The organism is Oceanobacillus longus (genome assembly GCF_042650085.1).
GTDB classification, from domain to species: Bacteria; Bacillota; Bacilli; order Bacillales; family Amphibacillaceae; genus Oceanobacillus; species Oceanobacillus longus.
This window is the reverse complement of record NZ_JBHSAO010000001.1, coordinates 229,075-252,290: the sequence shown is the minus strand read 5'-3', so window position 1 is coordinate 252,290 and position 23,216 is coordinate 229,075. Positions and strand designations below refer to the sequence as shown.

The window sequence follows — 23,216 nt, the reverse complement described above, 5'->3', positions numbered from 1 at the left end:
CATGTCAATTGATTTTTTTGTATGGAATTCCTAAAATTTAACTGTTGCCGAACAAATTTTTCAAACATCACAAAGATGTCCTATAATCACATGGGATTATAGGACATAACGATTAATTAAAGTTCACGCTTATTTTGATTTCCCAATAATGCTGTTTTTGCTTTTTTCCTGTTTTCCTTATCACTCAAGACGAATAACGTGTCGCCTTTTTCAATGATAGACGTACCTGTTGGCGTCAATAATTTTTTCTTTCGAGTAATCCCAATAATTAATGTCGCATCAGGTAATTCCAAATCGATTAATGATGTTCCAATCGCTGGGGAACGTTTTGGTATAGTTACCTTCATAATTTCCGAGTCGGTATTCCCCAAATTGATTAATTCAATGCTTGCATTTCCATCCTCTTCCTCTTCCGTTAAACCTAGCTTTTCAGCAAGCCAGGATAATGTGCTTCCTTGAACTAAGGCAGAAATTAATACAACGAAAAATACGGTGTTAAATATCAGATTACTATTTTCCAGACCCGATAAAATAGGATAGGTAGCCAACACAATCGGCACTGCACCTTTTAAACCTGCCCATGAAATAAATAATTTTTGTTTTACATCGTATTTCATAAACAGCATACTGATAAAAACAGCAATCGGACGTGCGACAAACATTAAAATAATGGCAATCAGAATCCCTTCCCAAAATACTGCTGTTAGTTGTTCCGGAAAGACAAGTAGTCCAAGCAGGGTAAACATTACAATTTGCATCATCCAGGCAAAACCTTCATTAAACCTTAAAATAGAAAAACGGTGTGTTAAATCACTGTTACCAACAAATACGGCCATGACATAAACTGCGAGTAAACCGCTACCTCCAAGGAAATCGGTTAGTGCATACGTGAAAACAGCAGATCCCATTGCAAGTACAGGGTATAAGCCGGAAATATCCAGTTTTATATTATTTATAACAACAACAGTGATTTTACCAAGTAGTAGTCCTAATCCAAGGCCAAGACCCATTTGCAAGAAAAAACTTCCGACTGCAGACCAAATCGACATGTCGGGAATTTGAATCATTTCAATTAACGTAACGGTAAGAAATACAGCCATCGGATCATTCGAACCAGACTCAGCCTCCAATGTAGATGTCAGTCGTTTATTGAAGTTTTTATTTCCTAATACCGAAAAGACGGCTGCTGCGTCCGTTGATCCAACGATAGCACCTAAAAGAAGTCCCTCCAATAATGAAAAATCCAAAATATACATAGCTGCTAAACCAGTCACAATCGTTGTAATGAAGACTCCCAGTGTTGCCAGAGATGTCGCAGGAACAAGGATTGGCCGTATTCTACCCCATTTTGTTTGGGTACCACCATCGAATAGAATAATGATTAATGCCAACGTACCAATAAATTGGGTTAACCGAACTTCCTCAAAAAAAATAAATCTGTTAAGTATCATGCCAGCAATTAGGAAAAGAATAAGTGAAGGCACTCCTAATCGAGAAGAGAACTTCGTCGTTAATACACCAATGATTAGCATGACAGATAGTAAGAATAATAATCCCCCTATGATTTCCATCCAGAACAATCCTTCCATTACATTAACTTATAACAATTTATTGTAAAAAAGTGAAAAGTTAATCTACTATTTAAATAGATTTTCCAACTTATTCGTTTAACCTGAAACTTTTAAATGATTCTCTATTAAATTTTAACACAAATATCTATTTTTAACCTTATTCATTGCCTATGCTTAACTATAAAAAAAGATGCAAATCCATGATTAGGAAATGCACCTATAAATCCTTCTAAATAGATAATCAGTTCATATTTTTATTTTTCCCTTTCGATGCATCCCTCACCGCAACCCGTTCATAAAGCAGTAACCCATTTTCCCAAAACCGTTACATTAGCCTTCCCATTTTCTGAGCTTTTGTCATCTACTATTACAAATGCTTAGGAATGGAGATGAGAAAATGAGTCCAGTGCTTGAAAAATTCGTGGATCCGCTGCCAATTATAGGGATAATAAAGCCGCACAAGAAAACAAAAGAAGGAGCTTATTATGAAGTAGGCATGGAGGAATTCAGGCGAAAGTTGCATAGAGATTTGCCACCGACGAAACTGTGGGGCTATAACCGACAGTTTCCGGGACCAACGATTGAGACAAACCGAGGTGAAGCGGTACATGTAAAATGGATGAACAATCTGCCCAACAGGCATATCCTTCCGGTTGACCGCTCCATCCATCATTTGGAACATATACCTATTGTGCGATCGGTTGTTCACTTGCATGGCAGTGAAACAAAGCCGGACAGTGATGGATATCCGGAGGCATGGTATACACGTGGATTTGCAGAAACTGGTCCTTCTTTCAGTAGAGAAGTGTATGAATACCCTAATCATCAGCGTGCTACCTTGCTATGGTATCACGACCATGCAATGGGTATTACGAGATTAAATGTTTATGCAGGACTTGCTGGCATGTATATTATTCGTGATTGGAAGGAAAAAGCACTTAACCTTCCTGCAGACGATTATGAGATTCCGCTGATGATTCAGGATCGGACTTTCAACTCAGATGGCTCCCTATTTTATCCAGTACAGCCGGAAGATGCGGCGGACAATCTTCCCAATCCTTCTATTCTCCCTGCATATGCCGCAGAAACAATTCTTGTAAACGGAAAAGTTTGGCCTTATTTGGAAGTAGAACCACGTAAATATCGGTTTCGAATGGTGAATGGATCAAACACAAGAGGTTACCAGATTTATCTTGATTCAGAACAGCCAATCTATCAAATCGGTTCAGATGGTGGCTTACTTCGAAAAACGTTGGAGCTAAATCAGATTCGCCTGCAGCCTTCCGAGCGTGTCGATGTAATTATCGATTTTTCGAAAAATATGGGTGAGTGGGTCACATTAAAAAATAATCTTGGTCCAGATGCCGATCCCAATAATGACCTTGCTCATATCATGCAGTTTCGGGTAACGAAGCCGCTCAAACAGAAGGATACAAGTAGCCTCCCACAAAATTTATCTCAAATCTCTTCATTGAAAGCGAACAAAATTTCAACGATTCGTAATTTGAAATTAGTCGGATCAAATGATAAATATGGACGCCCCCTTTTATTACTTGATAATAAAAAATGGGATGATCCCATTACTGAAAAACCGCACCTCGGTGCAACAGAAATTTGGTCATTGATTAATATTACTGGCTTTGGCCATCCAATCCATATCCATTTGATTCAATTCCAAGTACTGGACCATCAGCCATTTGATTTGGAACGCTATAACAAAGATGGGCAAATTATTTACACCGGCTCCCCTCAAGCACCTGCACCAAACGAGCGCGGATGGAAAGACACGGTGACAGCACCTTCTGCACAAATCACCCGCGTCATTGCCAAATTTGCACCATATACCGGTGATTACGTGTGGCATTGCCATATTCTTGAACATGAAGATTATGATATGATGCGCCCGTTTACCGTTACAGACCCGGAAAAATAACAAAACTGCTGAATTTACAAATTGTAAGTTCAGCAGTTTTTCATAGCTACATTACTTTTTAAATGTTGTATGCTTGATAACAAATTGCATAAATTCCTCATACGTCGAAAAATACTTTTGCCGCTGATGATACCATTTCCGAATCGTTTCCAATAACCAAAATGGAACCGGTTTGCTATCCATTCGATGATAGTGATCTTCGTATGCCTTTTTTAAATGTTCAAAACGAAAATCATTCCCTGGTTGAATGTATTCAGAAACATCAATAATCTTTGCTCTCCCGTTTTGCATTAATATATTTTTCAGATGGATATCACGTGGGTTTAGCCCTTGCTCACGTATATATTGTCGTGCATCCTCCACGTCCAGAATTACGCGTTCTGGAATGTGTATTCCTTGTAAGAGGCAATCAAAAAGAGTCGGTCCTTCTTCAAAACTCAAAACAAGATAGTTTTCCGTTGCAGCAAAGCACGTTGAAAAGAATGATGACGCTCCTAAAGTACGATAAACTTCTTTTTCGATATTAACTTTAGAAATTTTATCTTCTGCATAGAGTTTAAATGCGTAGGACGGAACATAAAGACATTGAAAAACGGCTGCGTCTGTGCCAACGCCTATACATTTTAACCCGTCTGAATCTCCATGTATGGTTACAGGTTGATTGTTTGGATTAGATGTAACTCTAATTTTGGATAGATATGGAGTTGCTGTTTCCCAGTTGTTTTCCATCGTGTTTCCCCTTCTTAAAATGCATGATGTATTTTATGTATATTTAATTTTATTTGTTTCTATACAATTCCTTAAATAATAAAAGAATAATGCTATGTGCATCATGCAGGTCATAGCATTATTCCTGAATTTTTTCGTACTATGGTAATAAATACAGCAATACACAAAAATAATGTGTCGTTGTTCCTGCTAGAACAAATATATGCCAAACCAAATGGTGGTATTTAAAACCCCGCCATACATAAAAAACAGCACCGACAGTATAGCAAAGTCCACCAACGACGAGTAAAACGACGCCATTCGGATGTAAATTTTCAACAATTTGACTCCACCCAAGGGTGATGATCCAGCCCATGACGACGTACAGAATTGTTGAGGTAAACAAATATTTTTTAACGAAAAACGCTTTAAAAACAATTCCTCCGATTGCAATACCCCAGATTACTCCAAACATTGTCCAACCTATGGGACCTTGTATGACAATAAATGTAAATGGGGTGTACGTTCCAGCAATAAACAGATAGATCGAGGAATGGTCAAAGATTTCAAATAAATCCTTGGCCTTACCAGGTTTCAATGCATGAACCATTGTAGATGATATATACAAGATAAACATCGTCGCCCCAAAGATTGTAAAGCTGACAATATGCCATGCTGTACCATGGAGTGACGAAGCAACAATTAATACAACTAACCCAACAAGACTTAAAACCGCTCCGATTCCATGAGTAACTGCATTCGCAATTTCCTCACCTTTAGAGAATACATGTGTTTCTGCCAAACCAATCATCCCTTACGTTCTAATTTTCATCGATATTAACTTATTATAACAGGAAGTATTAGTAGATATGAAATTGAAGTGTCTAATTTATTTAGACCGCTAGACATCTTGCGAACTTTTTCTCCAACTATCCTAATTCTACCAACCCTTTTTGTCCGTTCCACACTAGGAAAGTTAAGTTAAGTTAAAATGAAAATAAATATAAACAAAGAAGGAAAAAGTTCACTTCTCTAGAATACTAATATATAGAAGTAAAGGAGGAATTTCTTTTGGAACAAACTGTTTTTCACCATATGCGTAAAGTTAGAGGAATTACGGAAAAATCGATCAAACGGATACCGGAAGATGCTTCTGAGGTCGTCCCAAAAGGGTATAACAACAATATAAAATGGAATTTCGGACATATTGCTTATGTACAGGAGAATCTTGTCTTTGGAGTGGTTGGGGAAGAATCCGGTCTACCAGTAGAGTATAAAGAATTATTCAGTCCTGGAACGAAGCCTGCAGATTGGAAGATTGCTCCCCCTTTGCTTCCAGAAATTGAAACCATTTTGACAGAACAACAATCGAGAGTAGAGGAATTTCTTACAGGCCGTCTGGAGGAAAAACTTATCACCCCATTCACAAATAGCCGTGGACTAACATTCAACACACTCGGAGAAACTTTCCTATTTAGCTTCTACCATGAAGCCATGCACATGGAAACCATTAAAAGCATATACCGTTTAGCAAAATCAAAATAAAAAGCAGATGGGACAATGAAAAGTTACTCATTGTCCCATCTGCTTTTTTGATTCGGAATCCTTCAACAAAATATGACAAAAACCGGGAAGTGACAGGCACCGTTAGATGACAAAGTTAGCGATAATCCAGATGAGGATAAAGCTTGTAATAATCGTTATATTGGATACGGTACCGACAAATCGTTTATCATAATTGAACTCGACGGCATATGGCAGCACGGACATGGACGTTGGTAGGATCAGACCAATTAACACGGTGTATTTAAACATATCATCGAACGGCAAGAGGATAAATAATCCAACCCCAACAACGATACCAACGACATATTTTACTGCCATGTATTTGAAAATCAGTTTTATGTATTTCTTATCAAACGTAAAATTCAAATAAATACCAAGCAACAATAGCGATAATGGCATATTGGCCAATGAAATAATATCTGCTGTTTCAATCATCAGCGTTGGCAGCTTAAAACCTGCTAAATTTAAGATAAGAACAACAATGTAAGTCATCAAGGGAATCGACTTGGACATCTTAATGAACATCGTTTTTACATCCAAACGAGCCCCTTCCCCTGCATAATAACTACCAATAAAGTAACATACACCAAATACGATAAAGGAATTACCTACATCAAACATGCCGAAATGCTGGATACCTTCTCTTCCCCAGATGCCTTCCACTAATGGATAGGCAAAGAGCCCAATATTAAATCCGGGCACCATCATGGAGAGCATACCTTTTGCATTCTTTGATTGGTTTCTAAAAATTAAAATGCCTAATACTGCTGAAAATAAACCATAAACAAAGGCGATAAGAATAAGCATAAACAAAGAATACTCGATAGTAATATCATTAAATGTAACGAGAATCAGAGCCGGAAGCGTCAGATTAAAAATAATTCGGGACAAACCTTCCCCATCATCCTCTTTAATAATGTTCGACCGCTTCAGAATATATCCCAATGCAATAATAAAAATAGAATAAAGAAATTGATCATTAAAACCAGACACCACACATTACTCCCAACTGCAACTTATCAGATTACTAAATTAATATAACATATCGTGCCTGTCACTTCCCGAATTATGCTGAAAATTGTCGAAAATTGTCCACAGGGCTACTTTATCCGCCCTTCTTTCTCACATATTTTAGTGATTTCAAATTCTCTGATAGGAGCATTACTGACGCTTGATGTTCTCCACATTTTTGAATTATCTGATAAATTATTTACGAATTTGACCATTTGCATAATTTATTGTAGATTATCACTCAAAAGTGTTATAATTTTTAAATTACAGTTGAATAACTGAATTATTGAATCTTGGAACTCTTGGAAGGAGGATTTTTATGAAACTAACAAATGAAGAATTGAATATATTAGGCATACTGGAAGAAAATCACAGCCTATCTTCCAAATCCATTGCTATGCAGTTGGCGATGACGGAGGAAAACGTACAAAAGATTGTTAAGAAATTAGAGAATGAAAAAATTATTGTAAGCTATCCGACCCTTATTGACTGGAATAAAATTGAGGGTAAGGAAATGATCGTGGCAATGATTGATGTAAAAGTGACACCGCAACGAAGTGTTGGTTTTAACGAGGTGGCGGAACAGATTTACCGTAACCCGGAAGTTACTTCTCTGTATCTTATGTCTGGAACATATGATTTATCTGTAACTGTCGAAGGAAAAACCATGAAGGAAATTGCATTGTTCGTATCCAACAAACTGGCTACGATTGAAAACGTGGTCTCTACAACAAGTCACTTTATGTTGAAAAAATACAAACATGATGGTTTTATTGTGGAAGGAAATGATGACAAAGACCGTAGAATGGTGATTTCTCCATGAGCTTAAATCATCAAAACTATCTTTCCAAAAAAGCAATGGATTTAGAACCCTCCGGCATTCGAAAATTCTTTGATGTAGCGGCAAGTATGGAAGGCGTTATTTCCTTAGGTGTCGGCGAACCGGATTTTATAACGCCTTGGAATATTCGCGAAGTTGCCATTGAAGCGTTACAGGATGGATACACTTCATATACTGCCAACGCTGGCTTGCTTGAGCTCCGTCAAGAAATCACCGCTTATTTGCAAAGAAGATTTCACGTGGAATATCAGGCCGAAAATCAGGTGATTGTAACTGTTGGTGCCAGTCAATCATTGGACTTAGCTTTCCGGGCTATATTGAATCCAGGTGATGAAGTACTCGTTATTGAACCTGCTTTTGTTTCCTATGCTTCACTCGTTACGATGGCCGGTGGGAACCCGGTTCGAATCGCAACAAAGGAAGAAAACGGATTTAAAGTAACACCAGAACAAATCGAAGCATCCATTACCGATAAAACGAAAGCCATTTTACTATGTTCGCCAAATAATCCCACAGGCACATGTTTAAATAAGGATGAACTCACAGCGATTGCGAGCGTTGTTGAAAAACACGATCTTCTTGTTGTTTCGGATGAAATTTATGCAGAGCTTGCCTATGACCAGGAATATACAAGCTTTGCCGCTATTCCAGGAATGTATGAACGAACCATTTTAATTAACGGTTTCTCTAAAGGATTTGCAATGACCGGCTGGCGTTTAGGATTTTTAACGGCACCAAGTGAATTTATCAGTGTAATGATTAAAATTTATCAGTATACAACGATGTGCGCACCTTACATGCTGCAGCTTGGTGCGATTGAAGCGTTACGCAATAGCTCAGACCAAGTAGAAAAGATGAAGCAGAATTACTGGAGGAGAAGGAATTTCACCGTCCAATCTCTCAATAAAATTGGTTTGGAATGTCATACACCAGGCGGAGCATTTTATGTTTTTCCATCCATTAAGAAAACAGGCCTCACTTCGGAACAGTTTGCTGAAGGTCTACTGCATCAGGAGAAAGTAGCTGTCGTTCCAGGAAATGCATTTGGTGCTTCAGGTGAAGGATATATCCGTTGTTCCTATGCTACTTCTATTGACCAGCTTCAGGAAGCTATGAACCGAATCGAACGGTTTCTATTGTCGCTCGAAGTAAAGGAAAGCGATCATTTAAAACAAGCAAAATAAATCAGCTGTAAAATAACAGTCTTCGTCAATAGCGTGAAGGCTGTTATTTCCTATTCTGCATCCTGCACTTTTCGTTGCGAAAGTTTATACCAAAAGCGATACAACACCATCATCATAAATACAAATCCAGCATACACGGAGATACCTAGGGTAAAAGAATGGACCGAGCTGAAAAGTTGGTTTCCAAGATAAGCAAAAACAATCATTGCTGGAATCTGACCAATCGCAGTTGCCATAAAATATATTCGAAACTGCATGGTGCTCAGACCAGAGTAAATATTGATCACAGGTGATGGAACAATAGGAATCAACCTACTGAATAAAACAGCAATAAATGCATGTTGACTAATAATATAATCAAACTTTTTTACCTTTTGATATCTTGCTATATAAGCCTGAAATTGTTGAACAAAAAAATGGCGAGCCAGCACGAAAAAAATCACTGCAGCCCCTACTGAACCTATCCAATTGATAGTTGCACCAATCCAGACGCCATACTTCACCCCCATCAATCCAGCAAAAACCGTAAATGGAATGACCGGAATCACAGCAAAAAATATCGCAAGAAAAAACATCAATGGTAGCTGCGAAAAATCGCTGTAATCCAACCAAATTAGTAATGGCTCCCGAAACAAAAATGCTAGAAATAAAATAACTCCATACAGGATAACAACAACGATTCCTTTTTTCATACGCATGCTCCCTACCAAATTATATATCTTTGGTAGTATTACCGATTTATAGGAGTGCTATTATCTCCAAGCGTTGAGTCCTGTTCACAGACAAAAACGAACCCCATTCTCTTTCAAGAAAGGGGTTCGTGCCTGTCTGTACCACTTATTCACCTTCGACAATAATTTTACCGGCTGCACCTTTTTGTACATGGTTAAATTGATGGGTAACGAATTTATACTGTCCTTCTTCTTTTAGCGTAAATTCAATTACCGCTCCACCACTTGCTGGCAACCCGACCGTCTGCATTCCTTTATTGTGATTGTATGGGTGACCGTCTATATAGACATCATCTAAGATCGTTCCAATCACATGAAAGCTTGAAAACTCATTCGGTCCCATATTGGCAAGATAGAATCGCACTTTTTCTCCTACCTTTGTTTGAAGCGGTTCATCAATTAATGCGCCAACTGTTCCGTCTGTATTTGGTTGATCTTCCTCATTAAGGGCTTTGGAAGAAAATACGACTTGAGAAGGTTCGTTATTTGTCATGTCATTTAAATCATTATATTTGTACCATTCATTTTGAATAATGACAAATTCGCGATCAATTTCATCATCTGTCGGGTACCCATCTGCCGGCTTAACGATGATAACACCGTGCATGCCATTTGCAATATGTGATAATACGGGATCAGTACCACAATGATACATAAAAACTCCAGGACTGTTTGCTTGATATACAAATGTTCCTTCTTCATTCGGTGCGACATCAGCAAATCCTGTATCCGGGGCAGTATGGACAGCGTGGAAATCCATACTATGGGGGATTGCCGGATCGAGATTTTCCAATGTATAATGAATCGTGTCACCTTCATTAACGACAATTACTGGTCCTGGTGCTTCTCCATTAAATGTCCATGCTTTATAATTGTAATCCTTATCAATTTCAATATCCGTGATTTGAGCGGTCATTTTAACAAAAACATCGTCTCCATCGCGCTCGATTTCAGGGGCAACGGGCAGTTGATTTAAATCTTTATGTGGCGTTATAACAGCGACTTCGTTCTCTTCAGCACTTATGGACTCAATTCCTTCTGCAGTTTCATTACTACAAGCATATAACATAAATGTACTCAATATTAGACCAGTGGCTAAGCCAAAACAACGTTTACTTATTTGCATGATCCTCACCTCGTTATGTTTAGATAAGATACATGTCTTATCTTTAATATCAGTATAGATCAGTATGCGAACTTTCAATGTGATTTGAATCACTTTTTTTTAACACTTTATGTACAAATTATGTCCATCTAAACCTTGATACATCAATTATTCCAGTTTAACTCTATTGAAAATACAAAGCACTACCTCACTACTAACCGTCAACTTAATACTATTTTAGGTTGACAATTAAAGGTGACATATCTTATAATTCAAATAGTAAGAAAACTACATAGAATTTTTACGATCCTATTAAGAAATCAATAAGGGGCTGAGTATTAAAATGAACAAAAAAAGCGAGCGACTTCGAATACTTCTAAAGTGTTCCATTTTTGCTGCAATTACTGCAATTTTAGCACAAATCGAGATTCCATTACCTCTCATACCAATTAGTGGGCAAACCTTGGCCGTTGGTATTGCAGCTACTATTCTTGGTAGCCGTCATGGCGCGTTGGCAATGGTTTGTTATGCGGCCATTGGCGCGGTTGGTCTTCCTGTTTTCGCAGGATTCAGCGGAGGTCCACAAGTTCTGGTGGGCCCATCAGGAGGGTATATTTTCGGTTTTATTGCAGCAGCATATGTCACTGGTCTAATTCTAGAGAAAACGAAGTTCACCATTCGGATGGCGTTCCTTGCCAATATAGTCGGAATGATTGTCACTCTCCTATTCGGTACCGTTCAACTGAAAATTGTACTTGATTTAGGATGGAATGCAGCCATCGTAGCAGGTGTTTATCCATTTATCGTCGTAGGTTTGATAAAAGCATATTTAGCAAGCTGGATCGGAATAACGGTGAGACAACGATTAATTCAAGCAAAATTAATCACTGCCCCAAAGAAAGAAATTGCTTAATCCAGGACAAGCCATAATAACAAAGAAGCAATTTTGAGCAAGGTGATCTAATAATTAAATAGGACAAACAAACCCTCATGTGCTCTAACCAGGCCGTGAGGGTTTATTCTTTTCATGCGCCTCCCCTCTTTCTTGGTAGGGTCGGGCTATGGAGCCGTTCCACGTTGCTGCATGGAACGCTTTTTCTATTGTATGGACTTCTACTCGTACGATAACAAATAATTGCTCTTTAAAAACTAATCTAATATTGGTGTTCTGTTTTGGCGATTTTCTGAACTAAAACTTCTCCAATGTTCAGCACAATATCCATACACTCACATACTAACTATTCCCTTTTGAAAACTTTTTGGATAATGGGTAGACGAGCGGGCTTTGAATGACCAGGGATAAAATAATTGACCCATAAATCAATGATAATAAAGGTGCCGCTTTATCGGGACTATCTGCAGCTAACCCAAGAAGCAGTGCTACAGACATCGTTCCTTTGATTCCTGACCAGGTAATCAAAGAAATATCACTCCACAAAAATTCTTTTCTCCATTTCGGAAACAGCTTAAAAACTCCTGCAAGAACCACAAACCTGACAACCAACGAAAGTCCAAAGATAATAAAAACAAAACCGATTTGTCCAATGTTAAAATAGTCACTGAATTCGATACCGATAATAAGGAATAGGATTGCTAAAATACTTGGTTCGATCACTTCCCAAAAAGCATCGAGATAACTGCGGTAGTCATCTTCCTTAACGGTGGTACCTAATTTCCAGGAAAGCATAATCCCTGCTGAAACAGATGCCAGCACGCCTGATACCCCAAAATGCTCGGCTGCATAAAAACTTCCATATGCCAGCACAATACTCAACATAATCTGATATTGCCGATCGTGGGTCAAATGAATGACTCTACTGACGAGCCAACCAAAGAAAATCCCAATAAATAAACCTCCAAGTGAAACTTTAAAAAATTCAAGAAAAGCTGTACCGACATGAAAACTTGCATCCGTTATATAAATTTGAGCAATGATGGTAAATAGCACGATGCTTGTACCATCATTTACCATTGATTCTCCCTCTACAACATCTGCTACCTTTGGATTATTTGACGACTGCTTAAGAATCGATACGACGGATACCGGATCTGTAGGTGTGAGAATAGAGGCAATAAGCAATGAACCGACAAATGTCAATGATGCCATACTCACAAAATAAATGGACGTGCCGAGCAGGAGGACAGTGAAAATTAAGCCAACTGTACTTAATACCGTAATCACACCGATATTTTTCTTCAATCCAGCAATTGGAAATTGATATGCTGATACAAAGAGCAATGCCGGCAGAAAGATATTGAAGATCATATCCTTTGTAACTTCCATGGATGAGAAAAATGGGATAAAAGAAAGACCAATCCCAATCAGCAACAGCACCATCGGAACAGGGAAATTCTTTTGCTTTTTATCTACAGTGAACACAATATATCCAATAAGTAATAGTAAAAACACTTGATAGTAAACCATACGAACACCCCCATCTAATTTAATTAATACCTCTAAGCAACCAAAGTTAAACAGGAAGCATGGAGACGGTTCTTTTGCTTCCTGTTTTGCCAAATAACATAGTGCGGAAGCAAAAGAACCGTCCCCGTGCTTCCATCCCCTATTGACAAATAACTAACCACTGGTTACATTATAACCAGTGGTTAGTTATTGATTTTTAAAGAAATGAGTGAATAGCATTGAGGAAAACGAAGCGTTCTGAGGAGACAAAGAAGATAATTCTTATTACTGCGGGAAAACTTTTCGCTGAAAAAGGGTATGATGCCGTATCAATTCGAGAAATCGCTAAGAAAGCGGGTTGTTCGCATACAACCATCTATCTTTATTTCAAGGACAAGGAAGCATTGCTTCACGAACTCACCATGCCTTCTCTGAAAAATTTGCAACAAAATATGCTTCGGACCGTAGAAATGTACTCTCTAACATCGGAAGAAAAACTAAAAGGAATCTGCAACGAATTTATACACTTTTGTTTAACGAACAAGAGCGTCTACTCTATTTTTATTAATGTGAAGTCATCTAGAGTAGATGAACAGGAACCAGAGCTAGAGATTAATAAATTGCGCTTAGAGATATTCGCGATCATGAAACATTTACTCGGAAACTGTTTGTCACTACCCGATGACGAACAATTATTAGCCTTCTCACGTATTTTCTTCTACAACTTATATGGGATCTTAAGCACCTATTCCTATCAACATGAACCTACAGAAATTTTAATGGAAAGGTTAACACCAACATTTGATCTTACAGTAGAAATTCTAATATCGGGATTTAAAGAAAAAATAAATCAAGGGGAGAATAGAAATGAAAATAAAAAAAGTATCTGACCATATTTGGAGCTTGAAAAGTTGGATTGGAATGCCGATCCACGTATGGGCCGTTACAGATGAAGAAGGTGTCACACTCGTCGATGCAGGAATGCCACTGATGGCAACAAAAATAATGAAATTTGTGGAACAGCTGGATGCCGGACCATTAAATCGTATTTTACTGACACATGGACATGTTGATCATATTGGTGCATTAAAAAAGGTTACACAAGAAAAGGAAATATCCGTACATGCGCATTATATTGAAATTCCATATTTGGAAGGAGATAAGCTTTATCCGGGGAGAAAGAAATTAGAAAAGAATGTTAAAAAAGGGATTGTTCAACCGCTTAAAACAGATGAGCAAGGCAGACTAAATTCCGTTTCCGGTCTTACACCATATTTTACACCCGGTCATTCCCCTGGCCATGTTGTCTATTACCATGCAGAGGATCAAGTGCTGTTAGCAGGAGATCTGTTCACCTCTAAAAAAGGAAAACTGCAGAAACCGATGCCACTGTTTACCGGAAATATGAAGGAAGCTGTCAAAAGCAGCACCATCGTCGAGCAACTAAAACCAAAGCAACTGGAAGTATGTCATGGAAACACCGTTTATAAACCAGCAGAACAAATAGAAGCTTACGTTCGTAAAATGACATAAGGAAGCTTGAGAACCGTCCCTATGCTTCCTTCAGAGAGGTGCTGAGTTTGATGGTTTTTGTGGAAATTATATTATATACTTCATTTTTTTATTGGAAATAGCAGCCCTAGTAGCATTTTCCTACTGGGGGTTCCATGTGGATAGAGGCATTTCCATTAAAATTTTATTCGGTTTAAGTACACCCTTTCATCGCATTTGTCTGGGGATTGTTCTTAGCTCCTAAAGCATCCTACCTTACAACGGAACCCTTACGAACGATACTTCAAATTGGGATATTCAGCTTGGCAGCAGCTGCCTTACACGTTTCTGGTAAAAGTATGCTTGGAATTTCTTTCTTGGGAGCTATTTTGATAAACAAACTTATGCTATTCTTATTGGATTTGTAGTCAGGAAGCATGGGGACGGTTCTTTTGCTTCATTTACAGTTCCTCAGTCAAGACAAATGTAGTGTTTGCTAACATATTTTCTATTTTTATTTTTTCAAGCTTTTCTTCTGTATATATTTTTATAAATTTTAATACATCAATTGCTTCCAATTCAAAATAGGTGACACCATTGATTTTTGTTTTTGGAATATAGGTATCATATTCATCGATCCATTTTTTCACTGTACCCAGCGGAACGTTAATAATCTGGCATAACCCATACAAACTGATTAAATACAATGTTTTCACCACACTCTCGTTTAAACTAAATGAGATTAGAAATTTTGCATATTTGCATTTCCCCTCATACACGCATTTTAAAAGTAAATCGTGGAATATATATGAAACAAATATGGGAAAAGAGAGTAATTTTTGAAATGGTTTCATCTGACCATCCCACAAAAGGATTTAAATTCTTTAGAGAGAGGCTTTTAATAATGAAAGAAAATGCTAATTTGTATTAAATGTAAGAAGGGTAACCACCATGATGGTTACCCCTTAACTTAAATTTTCGGAATAAATGTTTTGCAATCTGTTTCTTCACTATTTGATGCTTGTTTTCCCTTATGACTTACTACATAAATTGCTTTCGCATGACATTTGTTTCCTGGTCCCCAATACGTACAATTATTAACTTCACAAAGGACATCTTGTGCCATGAATCACACCTCCTCATTCGTTTATCATGTACAAATGGAAAGTGACTGATACTTTTAATTAACTTCCATTTCTTGATTCGTACATAATAATTTATAAAAAATGCTAATAACTTTTGAAAAAATGTAAAAGCTATATCTGTCTGTAAAATTATCTTAAGGGAGAGATATGAATGTCTCAACAAATTGATGTAAATCAATTAAACCAAGCCAAAGCAAATGTTACATTAACACAGCAATTGTTAACCCAAGCAATTGAAAAAGCCACATCTGATCAAGCATTGGCTCAAGAAGCGATAAAACAGGCTACTGCTGAAATTGCGCAAGCACAAACAACGGTAAGCCAAGTCCAAAGCGCGCTACAGACGCAAGCATCTCCATACGAATCCGAATAAAAAAATGCTTATCCTCATGCGGTATGAGGATAAGCATTTTTTACATATTTCATTTAATTAGAAACTGCTGTTACAAGGAAGCAGGAGAACCGTCCCCATGCTTCCTAATTACTCTACAATGGTAATGTTTACCGTCCTTCTGCCCCAGCTGTAGGCCTCGGATTTGGTTGGGAGATGGACATCTATTTTATTTCCTTTAATCGCACCACCGGTATCACCGGCCACGGCATACCCATAGCCTTCAACATAGACTTGCGTGCCGAGCGGGATAACATTTGGATCAACAGCAATGACTTTTGCATTTGGGTCGTTATTCAAATTTATTCCAGTTGCAGTAATACCAGAGCAACCATTACAACCTGCAGTATAAGCTGTTGACTCAACAGCAAACGTTCTACCGTTAACTTGTTGTTCCGTTTTTGTTTCCGTTACCTGTTCTTTCGGTTCGACCTCTTTTTCTGCTTGCTGTGCGTCTACTTCAGCTGTCTCTACTTCCGCCTCACTTACTTCTTCACTGCTAGCCGTTGTTATTTCAACAACCTCTTCTTTTTCAGGTTCCTCAGATTCGACATTTGCTGTTTGCCCCGAAGATTCTTCTTCTACTTTTTCAGGTTCTGTAGCATCATTCACGATCAATTTCTGTCCCGTGATAATTAGGTCAGAAGAAAGATTATTCCACTCTTTCAGTTCTTTTACCGATACGTTATCACCATGTGCACTACGAATCTGGCTCAAGGTATCTCCCTCTTGAACAATATAAAATTCTGCTGTCGTTTCTTTTTCTTCTAGCTTCAATACTTGTTTCGGATGAATCAAAGAAGATTTCAGTTCATTTATTTCCATTAACGTTTCTACTGTTGTATTATTTTCATTTGCTATTTTCCAAAGACTATCTCCCTTATGTATCTCATATTCAGCTGCTGACACCGACGTCGCAGCAATACTTACCATGATCAACCCTATAAATGCGGCTACTAACTTTTTCATTATGTAGTCCCCCTTTTATTATTGACAAGTCTTATCGTAACACGCAAAATTCTATCTGTGGTTACAGCTCGTTTAAGAGAAGATTACAAATTATCACACTATATTAAAAATTAAATATATTTTAAGGAATTGGTTCTACTTGCTCTACCAATTGCATAGAATATATTGGAGATCTCATGCCATTGACCGATTCCACCCAAGCAAGAAGCACGGGGACGGTTCTTTTGCTTCCACTTTTGGAAGCAGGAGAACCGTCCCCGTGCTTTCTACTTTAGATTGAAAGGTACATACATAATGATTAATACGGCACTTTCAACCCAACCAGATTTTGAGTAAAATCGTGACAACCTTTTGCTATTTGCTCTTTGTCATTGTCAAGAGATGCTACATGATAGGAATTTTCCAAGATCATCCTTTGTTTTTTTTCAGATCCTACATGGTTCAAAATATAATCTGTGTTTTCAGGTGGCACAACATGGTCTACCGTTGATTTAATGCCAAGAACGGGACAATTAATTTCCGGAAGAATTCGAGGAGTCTGTTCCATTAATTCTTGCAGTTGATGGATTGCACTGATTGGGATTTTAGAATACGTTATTTCATGAACATTTTCTGCTTTAATATCTGGGACCCCTTCATCTATAAACCTCGGTTCTGTTTTTTCTCTCAAATACTCATAGGATGGAAGTGTTAATGCTGGATTAACTAAAATAACGCCCTCTACATCCTTGTATTTTTTAGCAAGCCAAAGTGCCAATGTTCCACCCATGGATTGACCCATAACCAAAATAGTTGTACAGTGTTGTTTTAACTCATGATATCCTCTCTCCAATGATTCAAACCATTCGTTATGATTGCATTTCTCTAGATCATAATAATGCGTTCCATGACCTTCTAATCTTGGAGCAAGAACAGAATATCCGTATTTTGCCAGTTTTTCTCCGATATATTGTACACTTTGCGGGGTGCCCATAAAACCATGCGAGATAAGAATCCCCGTTTGCCCCCGCTTCCTATAAAACTGTTCTGCACCTGAGATTACTGGATATTTATTTTGCATGAAAGTTTCACTCCCTATATGTTTTAAACCAATCATTTATTTAAATTTATTAATTATATTAATCATACCAGTTTACTCATGATTAATAAACAACAAATTTCAGGAAGCACGGGGACGGTTCTTTTGCTTCCATTTTAGGAAGCAAAAGAACCGTCCCCGTGCTTTCATCTTTGATAACCTGCAAACATAAAGATAAAAAAGCTGAAGAACATTGCTGTGTTTGCTAGAATTAACCAAGATTTCTTTGTAAAAAATGCAAACAGTATACCAATCGGGGCAATGAGAAAAGTTGTCATCCAAAATGGAGCTGGTATTTGAAAAATAATATTCGGAATCCAAACACTTATACTAATAAGTAAGCAGATGATAGATATCTTTTTATAGTTTTTCAACTTTTTCATCCGAACCCTTCTTCCTTACTATTCTATAAATACCGATGGCAATTAAAACCAATCCGACCAGAAAAAGAAGTGGTAACAAGATCCCAAATAGGGCTATACCTGCAAAACCATCACCTTCATAATATGAGTATAAATATGAAATAATCCAAGATAACAAAGGTGCAATAGGTACAATGGTCGCAATTCCCCAAACAACAAATGTCCATTCTCTCTGTAGTTGCTTACTTAATATATAAGCCAGTATAGCAATCAAGAACAGCACAAACATAGGAACACCGATTTTCAGCATAATTTAACCTCCCTCTATTCGAAATAGGAAGAATAGGGACGGTTCTTTTGCTTCCTAAGAGCTGGGAAGCAGGAGAACCGTCCCCGTGCTTCCTGTCATGTACCGCAAAATGTTTGGTATGGTTGAGTTGATTTTGCTGGTAGTTTGGTGTAATCAGCTTGTTCGGGTGAGTGTGCGTATGGATTTGAAAGAACATGAAGAAGTTGCTCAACCACACGATAGTCTCCCTGATTTACTGCGGCTTCCAGTGCAGCTTCTACCCGGTGATTCCGAGGAATTACTGCAGGATTACTGTTTCGCATCATTTGTAGGGAGGAATCCTTCGATTCATTCTGCCTTCCGAGTCTCGCCTGCCACAATTCATGCCATTGCACAAATTCTGGAGTACCGAACAGGACAAAATCTTCCGGTGTGTCAAATGTTAACGCAAGGAAGGTATTCGTATAATCCGCACGATACGTTTGCATCATTTGAAGCAGGTCATCAATCAATGACGCATCCTCTGTTTCTTCATTAAATAACCCCAGTTTTGCTCGCATTCCCTCAAGCCACTTCGAACGATACAGATCTGGAAATTCTGAAATTGCATTTTGAGCCAGTTCAAGTGCCTGTTCCTTATTTTCATGCAATAATGGCAATAACGTTTCAGCAAAGCGTGCGAGGTTCCAGCCAGCAATCCCCGGCTGATTTCCATAGGAATAGCGGCCTTGAACATCAATGGAACTGAAGACCGTTTTCGGGTCATAAATGTCCATAAAGGCACACGGACCATAATCAATCGTTTCTCCACTAATCGTCATGTTGTCGGTATTCATTACCCCGTGGATAAAACCTACTAATTGCCATTGTGCAATTAACTTAGCCTGACGCTTAATTACTTCTTGAAGCAGGGAGAGATAGCGGTCCGGAACATTATCAATTTCTGGGAAATGCCGTTGCAATGCATAATCAGCAAGAAGCCGAAGATCCGCTTTCGTGCCCCAGTTTGCCGCATATTCAAAAGTGCCGACACGCAGGTGACTGTCAGCCACACGTGTCATAATTGCACCAGGCAATTCCGTTTCACGCTTGATTGCCTCACCCGTCGTAACCACTGCCAGGCTGCGCGTAGTTGGAATACCAAGCGCATGCATTGCCTCACTGATAATATACTCGCGAAGCATCGGTCCAAGCCCAGCGCGTCCATCGCCCCCGCGTGAATATGGTGTTCTGCCTGATCCTTTGAGTTGAATATCAACCCGCTCATCGTGCGGAGTAATTTGCTCGCCGAACAGCATCGCCCTGCCATCTCCTAACATGGTAAAATTTCCGAATTGATGTCCTGCATAAGCTTGAGCAAGTGGCAAAGAACCTTCAGGAGTCCGATTACCAGCAAGAATTGCAATGCCATCATCACTGATCAGCTCCTGGGCATTCAATCCAAGTGATGTTGCCAACTGACTATTAAAAATGACTAGTCTCGGTGCATGTACTAGGTTAGGGGTTAGGCTCTTAAAAAATAATTCCGGTAAACGAGCATAACTATTGTCCAAGTTCCATCCTGTTTTTGTGATTTCTTCTCCGTTCGACATCATATCGCCTTCTTTACTTCTAAAAATTTGTGTTCTCTATAAAAAATTTATCCTATTTAGTCTCCACTACCATTAAAATATTATCCTAAGGTAATATGCTTCCTATCACGTAAATTTTGTGATCTTCATACATACATTACATACGAATCAGAAACGATATAGTTTCAGCTAAACAGAATAATAATACAGATTTATATTCTCCATTCGCTAATTTGTGGTGAGGAAGCAGGAGAACCGTCCCCGTGCTTCCAAAATGATTGAAACTTATTTCTTAGTTGTTCGTAGTATTATACATAGGCAAAAGCTAGAGGAGGATTTTAATGAAATCTATTACGAAAAAGCGTACGGGTGCAATACTGCTAGACATGGCAATATCAAGCGCAGTGACTGCTGGTGTTGAGTATTTTCTAAGAAAAAAAGTAAAAAATGAAATGGTTCATGTTTTGATTACCCCGACCATCGTATTATGGACACTAGAATACACCCAGTTACGTAAATCTGGTCAAACGATTGGTTACAAAAAGATTGGACTTGTCCTTGAAAATGAAGATGGTTCAGACCTAACATCATGCCAAATCATAAAGCGCATGGCTTATCGGGATACCTTAAGCACGCTGGATTACTTGAAAAACCATAAAGAATTTGAGAAACAAGATGGATCGATTCTCCCTCATGACCGATTCTCAGGTACAATAGTGAAAGAAATATAAAAAGTTTGCATAAATGAATAGACACAGGAGGATCTAGTTGTGGAGAAAGTCTGGAGTATACGTTTAATACGATTTGCAACTGTTTTTGGATTCATTGGTACATTCATAGGTTCACAGATGTCAGGTAGCATGGATTATTCACTTCGACCAATTCATGCGCATATATTATTAGTCGGTTGGTTATCCGTTTTTGCATGGGGGATCTTTTACAAAGTCTATAAAGTCAGGTACAAGAAACTTGTTAGCCTTCACAGTTACCTCGCAATGGCAGGAGCTTTCGGATTAACTTTCGGAATGTGGATGTACAGTATAAATCCTTTTAATATTAATCAAACCCTAGCCATGGTCCTTTTCATTATTGGTGGCTCACTATTATTATTAGCATTTTTGTTATTTATGATAATATCATTTTTAGTAGAAAAAGAAGATTGAGAAGCATGGGGACGGTTCTCCTGCTTCCAACCATCCTTAAAATGGAAGCAAAAGAACCGTCCCCGTGCTTCCTAAAACTTAAAATTCTTCGTAAATAGCCGGATCTTGATCTTTCTGTCTGCCGTTTTGGAGCGTTAGTTTCGCAATCTCACTCATATCTGTTTCACTTAGAGTAAAATCAAAAATTGATATATTATCACGTTGTCGTTCAGGTGATGAAGATTTAGGAATTGGAATCGATCCAAGTTGATGATGCCAACGTAAAATAACTTGTGAAACCGTCTTGTTATGATGTTCTGCAATATTTTTCAGTGTTTCATTTTCTAAAACATGGTTTACTCGAGCTAATGGACTCCAGGATTGAGTCTGCACATTATTCTCCTCATGCCATTTTCTTTGTTCTTCCTGGTTGAAAAACGGATGTAATTCTATTTGGTTAATACTTGGCATTATACCGGTTTCCTTTTTTAAACGCTCCAAATGTTCGGGTAAGAAATTACAAACTCCAATCGAACGGATCAACCCCCATTTTTTAGCATCAATTAATGCCTGCCATGCCTCTACATAATCATTTTGTTTCGGATTTGGCCAATGAATTAGATATAAATCATAATAATCCAAATTTGCACGGTATAAAGATTCTTGAATAGTAGTGACCGCTTTATCGTACGCTTGATAACGACCAGGTAATTTAGATGTAATTCTTAATTCTTCCCTTGGAACTGTACTACGACGAACAGCTTCACCTACAGTTCCTTCATTTTCATAATTATAAGCGGAATCAATTAGTCGATAACCTGCGTCAATTGCACTATTTATCGCAGTAGCACCCTCATTTCCATTAAGTTTATATGTACCAAGACCGATAACCGGCAATGTAACACCATCATTAAGCGTAATTTCTGGAATAGATATCCCCATAACAAAAAACTCCCTTCCATATACTTTAAGAGTACCACCTATAGGAATTGAAATTCAACTATTTGTGGTACTCATTCTACTCAGGACAACTGTAATCAATTCAATTTGAATTCGAGATTCTCCAATCAGTCTGTAATTTTTATTTTTCATTCGTCGCTTCAATAGAAAGAAGGATGTCCTTATAATACTTTTCCACCTTTATCACTTCAAAGCCATTTTGTTGAATGAGTTCAAGTGTGTTACGGTTTAAATGACAGCCATCACACAGCCGCTTCCATAATGGCGTCACCAAATCCTGTAGATTACCGAGCAACGGCCTATCAATCCTGACGTGTTCTATAAATAAGATAGGAACTCCTGGTTTACATACACGGCGGATTTCTTTGAGCGCCCGGTTCGGATTAGGTATAGTACATAGCACCAAAGTTCCGACAGCTGCATCAAAGCTATTGTCTTCAAATGGTAACCATTCACCCGAGCCATTCACCAGTTCGATCGGTACCGTTGCCACTTCTACTCTAGTAAACGACTGTCCCATCATCGCAGCATCTGGTTCGATGGCAACAACCTTTTCCGCCTGTTTATAATAACAGAAATTAGCCCCTGTCCCCGACCCAATCTCCAATATAATCCCCTTCTGCTGTGAAACAAGGTGCTTGCGAATATTTCCTAATCGATTTTTTTCAAGCGGTTTCATGAAGTAGTCATACATTTTCGTAAACCATATACTCAACTGCCATCATCCTTTATACACAGGAAGCATGGGGACGGTTATTTTGCTT

The 23,216-nt window shown here is 38.2% G+C and carries 28 protein-coding genes; 12 read left to right on the top strand and 16 right to left on the bottom strand.

Going from position 1 to position 23,216, the window contains the following annotated elements; genetic code table 11:
- Window positions 1–116: 116 nt before the first annotated feature.
- Complete coding sequence (locus ACFOUV_RS01245) at window positions 117–1,571, bottom strand: potassium/proton antiporter (RefSeq protein ID WP_379494953.1); 1,455 nt, start codon at window positions 1,569–1,571, stop codon at window positions 117–119.
- Window positions 1,572–1,968: 397 nt separating this feature from the next.
- Between ACFOUV_RS01245 and ACFOUV_RS01240 the strand changes: the two genes are divergently transcribed.
- A complete protein-coding gene (locus ACFOUV_RS01240; RefSeq protein WP_379494952.1) occupies window positions 1,969–3,504 on the top strand; it encodes a multicopper oxidase family protein in 1,536 nt (511 codons plus the stop codon).
- Window positions 3,505–3,555: 51 nt separating this feature from the next.
- Here the strand turns inward: ACFOUV_RS01240 and ACFOUV_RS01235 are convergent, their stop codons facing one another.
- On the bottom strand, window positions 3,556–4,233 hold the full coding sequence (locus ACFOUV_RS01235; RefSeq protein WP_379494951.1) for a serine/threonine protein kinase: 678 nt from the start codon (window positions 4,231–4,233) through the stop codon (window positions 3,556–3,558).
- A 139-nt stretch (window positions 4,234–4,372) separates the two neighbouring features.
- The gene (gene trhA, locus ACFOUV_RS01230) at window positions 4,373–5,014 is read right to left on the bottom strand and encodes a PAQR family membrane homeostasis protein TrhA (RefSeq protein WP_379494950.1); all 642 of its coding nucleotides are present in this window, start codon (window positions 5,012–5,014) and stop codon (window positions 4,373–4,375) included.
- Window positions 5,015–5,283: 269 nt separating this feature from the next.
- On the opposite strand from trhA, the gene ACFOUV_RS01225 reads away from it, so the two are divergent.
- On the top strand, window positions 5,284–5,757 hold the full coding sequence (locus tag ACFOUV_RS01225) for a DinB family protein (RefSeq protein ID WP_379494949.1): 474 nt from the start codon (window positions 5,284–5,286) through the stop codon (window positions 5,755–5,757).
- 102 nt (window positions 5,758–5,859) lie between these two features.
- On the opposite strand, the gene ACFOUV_RS01220 is transcribed toward ACFOUV_RS01225, so the two are convergent.
- Window positions 5,860–6,771, bottom strand: coding sequence for an AEC family transporter (locus ACFOUV_RS01220; RefSeq protein ID WP_379494948.1), 912 nt, complete (start codon window positions 6,769–6,771; stop codon window positions 5,860–5,862).
- 337 nt (window positions 6,772–7,108) lie between these two features.
- Here ACFOUV_RS01220 and ACFOUV_RS01215 point away from each other — a divergent pair, with 337 nt between their 5' ends.
- The gene (locus tag ACFOUV_RS01215) at window positions 7,109–7,612 is read left to right on the top strand and encodes an Lrp/AsnC family transcriptional regulator (RefSeq protein WP_379494947.1); all 504 of its coding nucleotides are present in this window, start codon (window positions 7,109–7,111) and stop codon (window positions 7,610–7,612) included.
- On the top strand, window positions 7,609–8,814 hold the full coding sequence (locus ACFOUV_RS01210) for an aminotransferase (protein ID WP_379494946.1): 1,206 nt from the start codon (window positions 7,609–7,611) through the stop codon (window positions 8,812–8,814). The genes ACFOUV_RS01215 and ACFOUV_RS01210 overlap by 4 nt, the downstream gene beginning before the upstream one ends.
- Window positions 8,815–8,864: 50 nt before the next feature.
- Here the strand turns inward: ACFOUV_RS01210 and ACFOUV_RS01205 are convergent, their stop codons facing one another.
- On the bottom strand, window positions 8,865–9,506 hold the full coding sequence (locus tag ACFOUV_RS01205; RefSeq protein ID WP_379494945.1) for a TVP38/TMEM64 family protein: 642 nt from the start codon (window positions 9,504–9,506) through the stop codon (window positions 8,865–8,867).
- Between the two features lie 145 nt (window positions 9,507–9,651).
- A complete protein-coding gene (locus ACFOUV_RS01200; protein ID WP_379494944.1) occupies window positions 9,652–10,671 on the bottom strand; it encodes a multicopper oxidase domain-containing protein in 1,020 nt (339 codons plus the stop codon).
- 322 nt (window positions 10,672–10,993) lie between these two features.
- Here ACFOUV_RS01200 and ACFOUV_RS01195 point away from each other — a divergent pair, with 322 nt between their 5' ends.
- The gene (locus tag ACFOUV_RS01195; RefSeq protein ID WP_379494943.1) at window positions 10,994–11,563 is read left to right on the top strand and encodes a biotin transporter BioY; all 570 of its coding nucleotides are present in this window, start codon (window positions 10,994–10,996) and stop codon (window positions 11,561–11,563) included.
- A gap of 321 nt (window positions 11,564–11,884) precedes the next feature.
- On the opposite strand, the gene ACFOUV_RS01190 is transcribed toward ACFOUV_RS01195, so the two are convergent.
- The gene (locus ACFOUV_RS01190; protein ID WP_379494942.1) at window positions 11,885–13,075 is read right to left on the bottom strand and encodes a cation:proton antiporter; all 1,191 of its coding nucleotides are present in this window, start codon (window positions 13,073–13,075) and stop codon (window positions 11,885–11,887) included.
- 218 nt (window positions 13,076–13,293) lie between these two features.
- Between ACFOUV_RS01190 and ACFOUV_RS01185 the strand changes: the two genes are divergently transcribed.
- The 4 genes from ACFOUV_RS01185 (at window position 13,294) to ACFOUV_RS01170 (ending at window position 14,973) form a co-directional block, all read left to right on the top strand.
- Window positions 13,294–13,944, top strand: a complete 651-nt coding sequence (locus ACFOUV_RS01185; RefSeq protein ID WP_379494941.1) for a TetR/AcrR family transcriptional regulator — start codon at window positions 13,294–13,296, stop codon at window positions 13,942–13,944.
- Window positions 13,922–14,587, top strand: a complete 666-nt coding sequence (locus tag ACFOUV_RS01180) for an MBL fold metallo-hydrolase (protein WP_379494940.1) — start codon at window positions 13,922–13,924, stop codon at window positions 14,585–14,587. Before ACFOUV_RS01185 ends, ACFOUV_RS01180 begins: the two co-directional genes overlap by 23 nt.
- Window positions 14,588–14,678: 91 nt before the next feature.
- Window positions 14,679–14,810, top strand: coding sequence for a DUF2568 domain-containing protein (locus ACFOUV_RS01175; protein ID WP_379494939.1), 132 nt, complete (start codon window positions 14,679–14,681; stop codon window positions 14,808–14,810).
- A complete protein-coding gene (locus tag ACFOUV_RS01170) occupies window positions 14,776–14,973 on the top strand; it encodes a YrdB family protein (RefSeq protein WP_379495732.1) in 198 nt (65 codons plus the stop codon). The genes ACFOUV_RS01175 and ACFOUV_RS01170 overlap by 35 nt, the downstream gene beginning before the upstream one ends.
- A gap of 33 nt (window positions 14,974–15,006) precedes the next feature.
- On the opposite strand, the gene ACFOUV_RS01165 is transcribed toward ACFOUV_RS01170, so the two are convergent.
- Both ACFOUV_RS01165 and ACFOUV_RS01160 read right to left on the bottom strand, forming a co-directional pair.
- On the bottom strand, window positions 15,007–15,261 hold the full coding sequence (locus ACFOUV_RS01165) for a MerR family transcriptional regulator (RefSeq protein ID WP_379494938.1): 255 nt from the start codon (window positions 15,259–15,261) through the stop codon (window positions 15,007–15,009).
- Window positions 15,262–15,515: 254 nt separating this feature from the next.
- The gene (locus ACFOUV_RS01160) at window positions 15,516–15,671 is read right to left on the bottom strand and encodes a DUF1540 domain-containing protein (RefSeq protein WP_379494937.1); all 156 of its coding nucleotides are present in this window, start codon (window positions 15,669–15,671) and stop codon (window positions 15,516–15,518) included.
- A 170-nt stretch (window positions 15,672–15,841) separates the two neighbouring features.
- Between ACFOUV_RS01160 and ACFOUV_RS01155 the strand changes: the two genes are divergently transcribed.
- The gene (locus ACFOUV_RS01155; RefSeq protein ID WP_379494936.1) at window positions 15,842–16,063 is read left to right on the top strand and encodes a hypothetical protein; all 222 of its coding nucleotides are present in this window, start codon (window positions 15,842–15,844) and stop codon (window positions 16,061–16,063) included.
- A gap of 108 nt (window positions 16,064–16,171) precedes the next feature.
- On the opposite strand, the gene ACFOUV_RS01150 is transcribed toward ACFOUV_RS01155, so the two are convergent.
- The 5 genes from ACFOUV_RS01150 to ACFOUV_RS01130 all read right to left on the bottom strand — a co-directional run bounded on the left by ACFOUV_RS01150 (window position 16,172) and on the right by ACFOUV_RS01130 (window position 20,371).
- Window positions 16,172–17,050 (bottom strand): 3D domain-containing protein, encoded by an 879-nt coding sequence (locus ACFOUV_RS01150; RefSeq protein ID WP_379494935.1) that lies wholly within the window; start codon window positions 17,048–17,050, stop codon window positions 16,172–16,174.
- A 298-nt stretch (window positions 17,051–17,348) separates the two neighbouring features.
- On the bottom strand, window positions 17,349–18,110 hold the full coding sequence (locus tag ACFOUV_RS01145) for an alpha/beta hydrolase (protein WP_379494934.1): 762 nt from the start codon (window positions 18,108–18,110) through the stop codon (window positions 17,349–17,351).
- Window positions 18,111–18,274: 164 nt separating this feature from the next.
- The gene (locus ACFOUV_RS01140; RefSeq protein WP_379494933.1) at window positions 18,275–18,511 is read right to left on the bottom strand and encodes a hypothetical protein; all 237 of its coding nucleotides are present in this window, start codon (window positions 18,509–18,511) and stop codon (window positions 18,275–18,277) included.
- Window positions 18,489–18,800, bottom strand: a complete 312-nt coding sequence (locus ACFOUV_RS01135) for a hypothetical protein (protein WP_379494932.1) — start codon at window positions 18,798–18,800, stop codon at window positions 18,489–18,491. The genes ACFOUV_RS01140 and ACFOUV_RS01135 overlap by 23 nt, the downstream gene beginning before the upstream one ends.
- A 95-nt stretch (window positions 18,801–18,895) precedes the next feature.
- Complete coding sequence (locus tag ACFOUV_RS01130) at window positions 18,896–20,371, bottom strand: protein adenylyltransferase SelO (RefSeq protein WP_379494931.1); 1,476 nt, start codon at window positions 20,369–20,371, stop codon at window positions 18,896–18,898.
- A 320-nt stretch (window positions 20,372–20,691) separates the two neighbouring features.
- On the opposite strand from ACFOUV_RS01130, the gene ACFOUV_RS01125 reads away from it, so the two are divergent.
- Together ACFOUV_RS01125 and ACFOUV_RS01120 are read left to right on the top strand one after the other, a co-directional pair.
- Window positions 20,692–21,081 carry an RDD family protein gene (locus ACFOUV_RS01125; RefSeq protein WP_379494930.1) on the top strand — a complete coding sequence of 130 codons (390 nt, stop codon included), beginning with the start codon at window positions 20,692–20,694 and terminating at the stop codon, window positions 21,079–21,081.
- A 39-nt stretch (window positions 21,082–21,120) separates the two neighbouring features.
- A complete protein-coding gene (locus ACFOUV_RS01120) occupies window positions 21,121–21,513 on the top strand; it encodes a hypothetical protein (protein ID WP_379494929.1) in 393 nt (130 codons plus the stop codon).
- A gap of 78 nt (window positions 21,514–21,591) precedes the next feature.
- Here the strand turns inward: ACFOUV_RS01120 and ACFOUV_RS01115 are convergent, their stop codons facing one another.
- Both ACFOUV_RS01115 and ACFOUV_RS01110 read right to left on the bottom strand, forming a co-directional pair.
- Window positions 21,592–22,434 carry an aldo/keto reductase gene (locus ACFOUV_RS01115; protein WP_379494928.1) on the bottom strand — a complete coding sequence of 281 codons (843 nt, stop codon included), beginning with the start codon at window positions 22,432–22,434 and terminating at the stop codon, window positions 21,592–21,594.
- Window positions 22,435–22,573: 139 nt separating this feature from the next.
- The gene (locus ACFOUV_RS01110; protein ID WP_379494927.1) at window positions 22,574–23,167 is read right to left on the bottom strand and encodes a class I SAM-dependent methyltransferase; all 594 of its coding nucleotides are present in this window, start codon (window positions 23,165–23,167) and stop codon (window positions 22,574–22,576) included.
- Between the last annotated feature and the right edge of the window lie 49 nt (window positions 23,168–23,216).

Bases quoted from the DNA above. Each gene is read 5' to 3' on its own strand.
- ACFOUV_RS01245 (WP_379494953.1), bottom strand. From the start codon at position 1,571: ATGGAAATCATAGGGGGATTATTATTCTTACTATCTGTCATGCTAATC.
- ACFOUV_RS01240 (WP_379494952.1), top strand. From the start codon at position 1,969: ATGAGTCCAGTGCTTGAAAAATTCGTGGATCCGCTGCCAATTATAGGG.
- ACFOUV_RS01235 (WP_379494951.1), bottom strand. From the start codon at position 4,233: ATGGAAAACAACTGGGAAACAGCAACTCCATATCTATCCAAAATTAGA.
- ACFOUV_RS01215 (WP_379494947.1), top strand. From the start codon at position 7,109: ATGAAACTAACAAATGAAGAATTGAATATATTAGGCATACTGGAAGAA.
- ACFOUV_RS01210 (WP_379494946.1), top strand. From the start codon at position 7,609: ATGAGCTTAAATCATCAAAACTATCTTTCCAAAAAAGCAATGGATTTA.
- ACFOUV_RS01205 (WP_379494945.1), bottom strand. From the start codon at position 9,506: ATGAAAAAAGGAATCGTTGTTGTTATCCTGTATGGAGTTATTTTATTT.
- ACFOUV_RS01200 (WP_379494944.1), bottom strand. From the start codon at position 10,671: ATGCAAATAAGTAAACGTTGTTTTGGCTTAGCCACTGGTCTAATATTG.
- ACFOUV_RS01195 (WP_379494943.1), top strand. From the start codon at position 10,994: ATGAACAAAAAAAGCGAGCGACTTCGAATACTTCTAAAGTGTTCCATT.
- ACFOUV_RS01190 (WP_379494942.1), bottom strand. From the start codon at position 13,075: ATGGTTTACTATCAAGTGTTTTTACTATTACTTATTGGATATATTGTG.
- ACFOUV_RS01180 (WP_379494940.1), top strand. From the start codon at position 13,922: ATGAAAATAAAAAAAGTATCTGACCATATTTGGAGCTTGAAAAGTTGG.
- ACFOUV_RS01160 (WP_379494937.1), bottom strand. From the start codon at position 15,671: ATGGCACAAGATGTCCTTTGTGAAGTTAATAATTGTACGTATTGGGGA.
- ACFOUV_RS01155 (WP_379494936.1), top strand. From the start codon at position 15,842: ATGTCTCAACAAATTGATGTAAATCAATTAAACCAAGCCAAAGCAAAT.
- ACFOUV_RS01150 (WP_379494935.1), bottom strand. From the start codon at position 17,050: ATGAAAAAGTTAGTAGCCGCATTTATAGGGTTGATCATGGTAAGTATT.
- ACFOUV_RS01145 (WP_379494934.1), bottom strand. From the start codon at position 18,110: ATGCAAAATAAATATCCAGTAATCTCAGGTGCAGAACAGTTTTATAGG.
- ACFOUV_RS01140 (WP_379494933.1), bottom strand. From the start codon at position 18,511: ATGAAAAAGTTGAAAAACTATAAAAAGATATCTATCATCTGCTTACTT.
- ACFOUV_RS01135 (WP_379494932.1), bottom strand. From the start codon at position 18,800: ATGCTGAAAATCGGTGTTCCTATGTTTGTGCTGTTCTTGATTGCTATA.
- ACFOUV_RS01130 (WP_379494931.1), bottom strand. From the start codon at position 20,371: ATGTCGAACGGAGAAGAAATCACAAAAACAGGATGGAACTTGGACAAT.
- ACFOUV_RS01125 (WP_379494930.1), top strand. From the start codon at position 20,692: ATGAAATCTATTACGAAAAAGCGTACGGGTGCAATACTGCTAGACATG.
- ACFOUV_RS01115 (WP_379494928.1), bottom strand. From the start codon at position 22,434: ATGGGGATATCTATTCCAGAAATTACGCTTAATGATGGTGTTACATTG.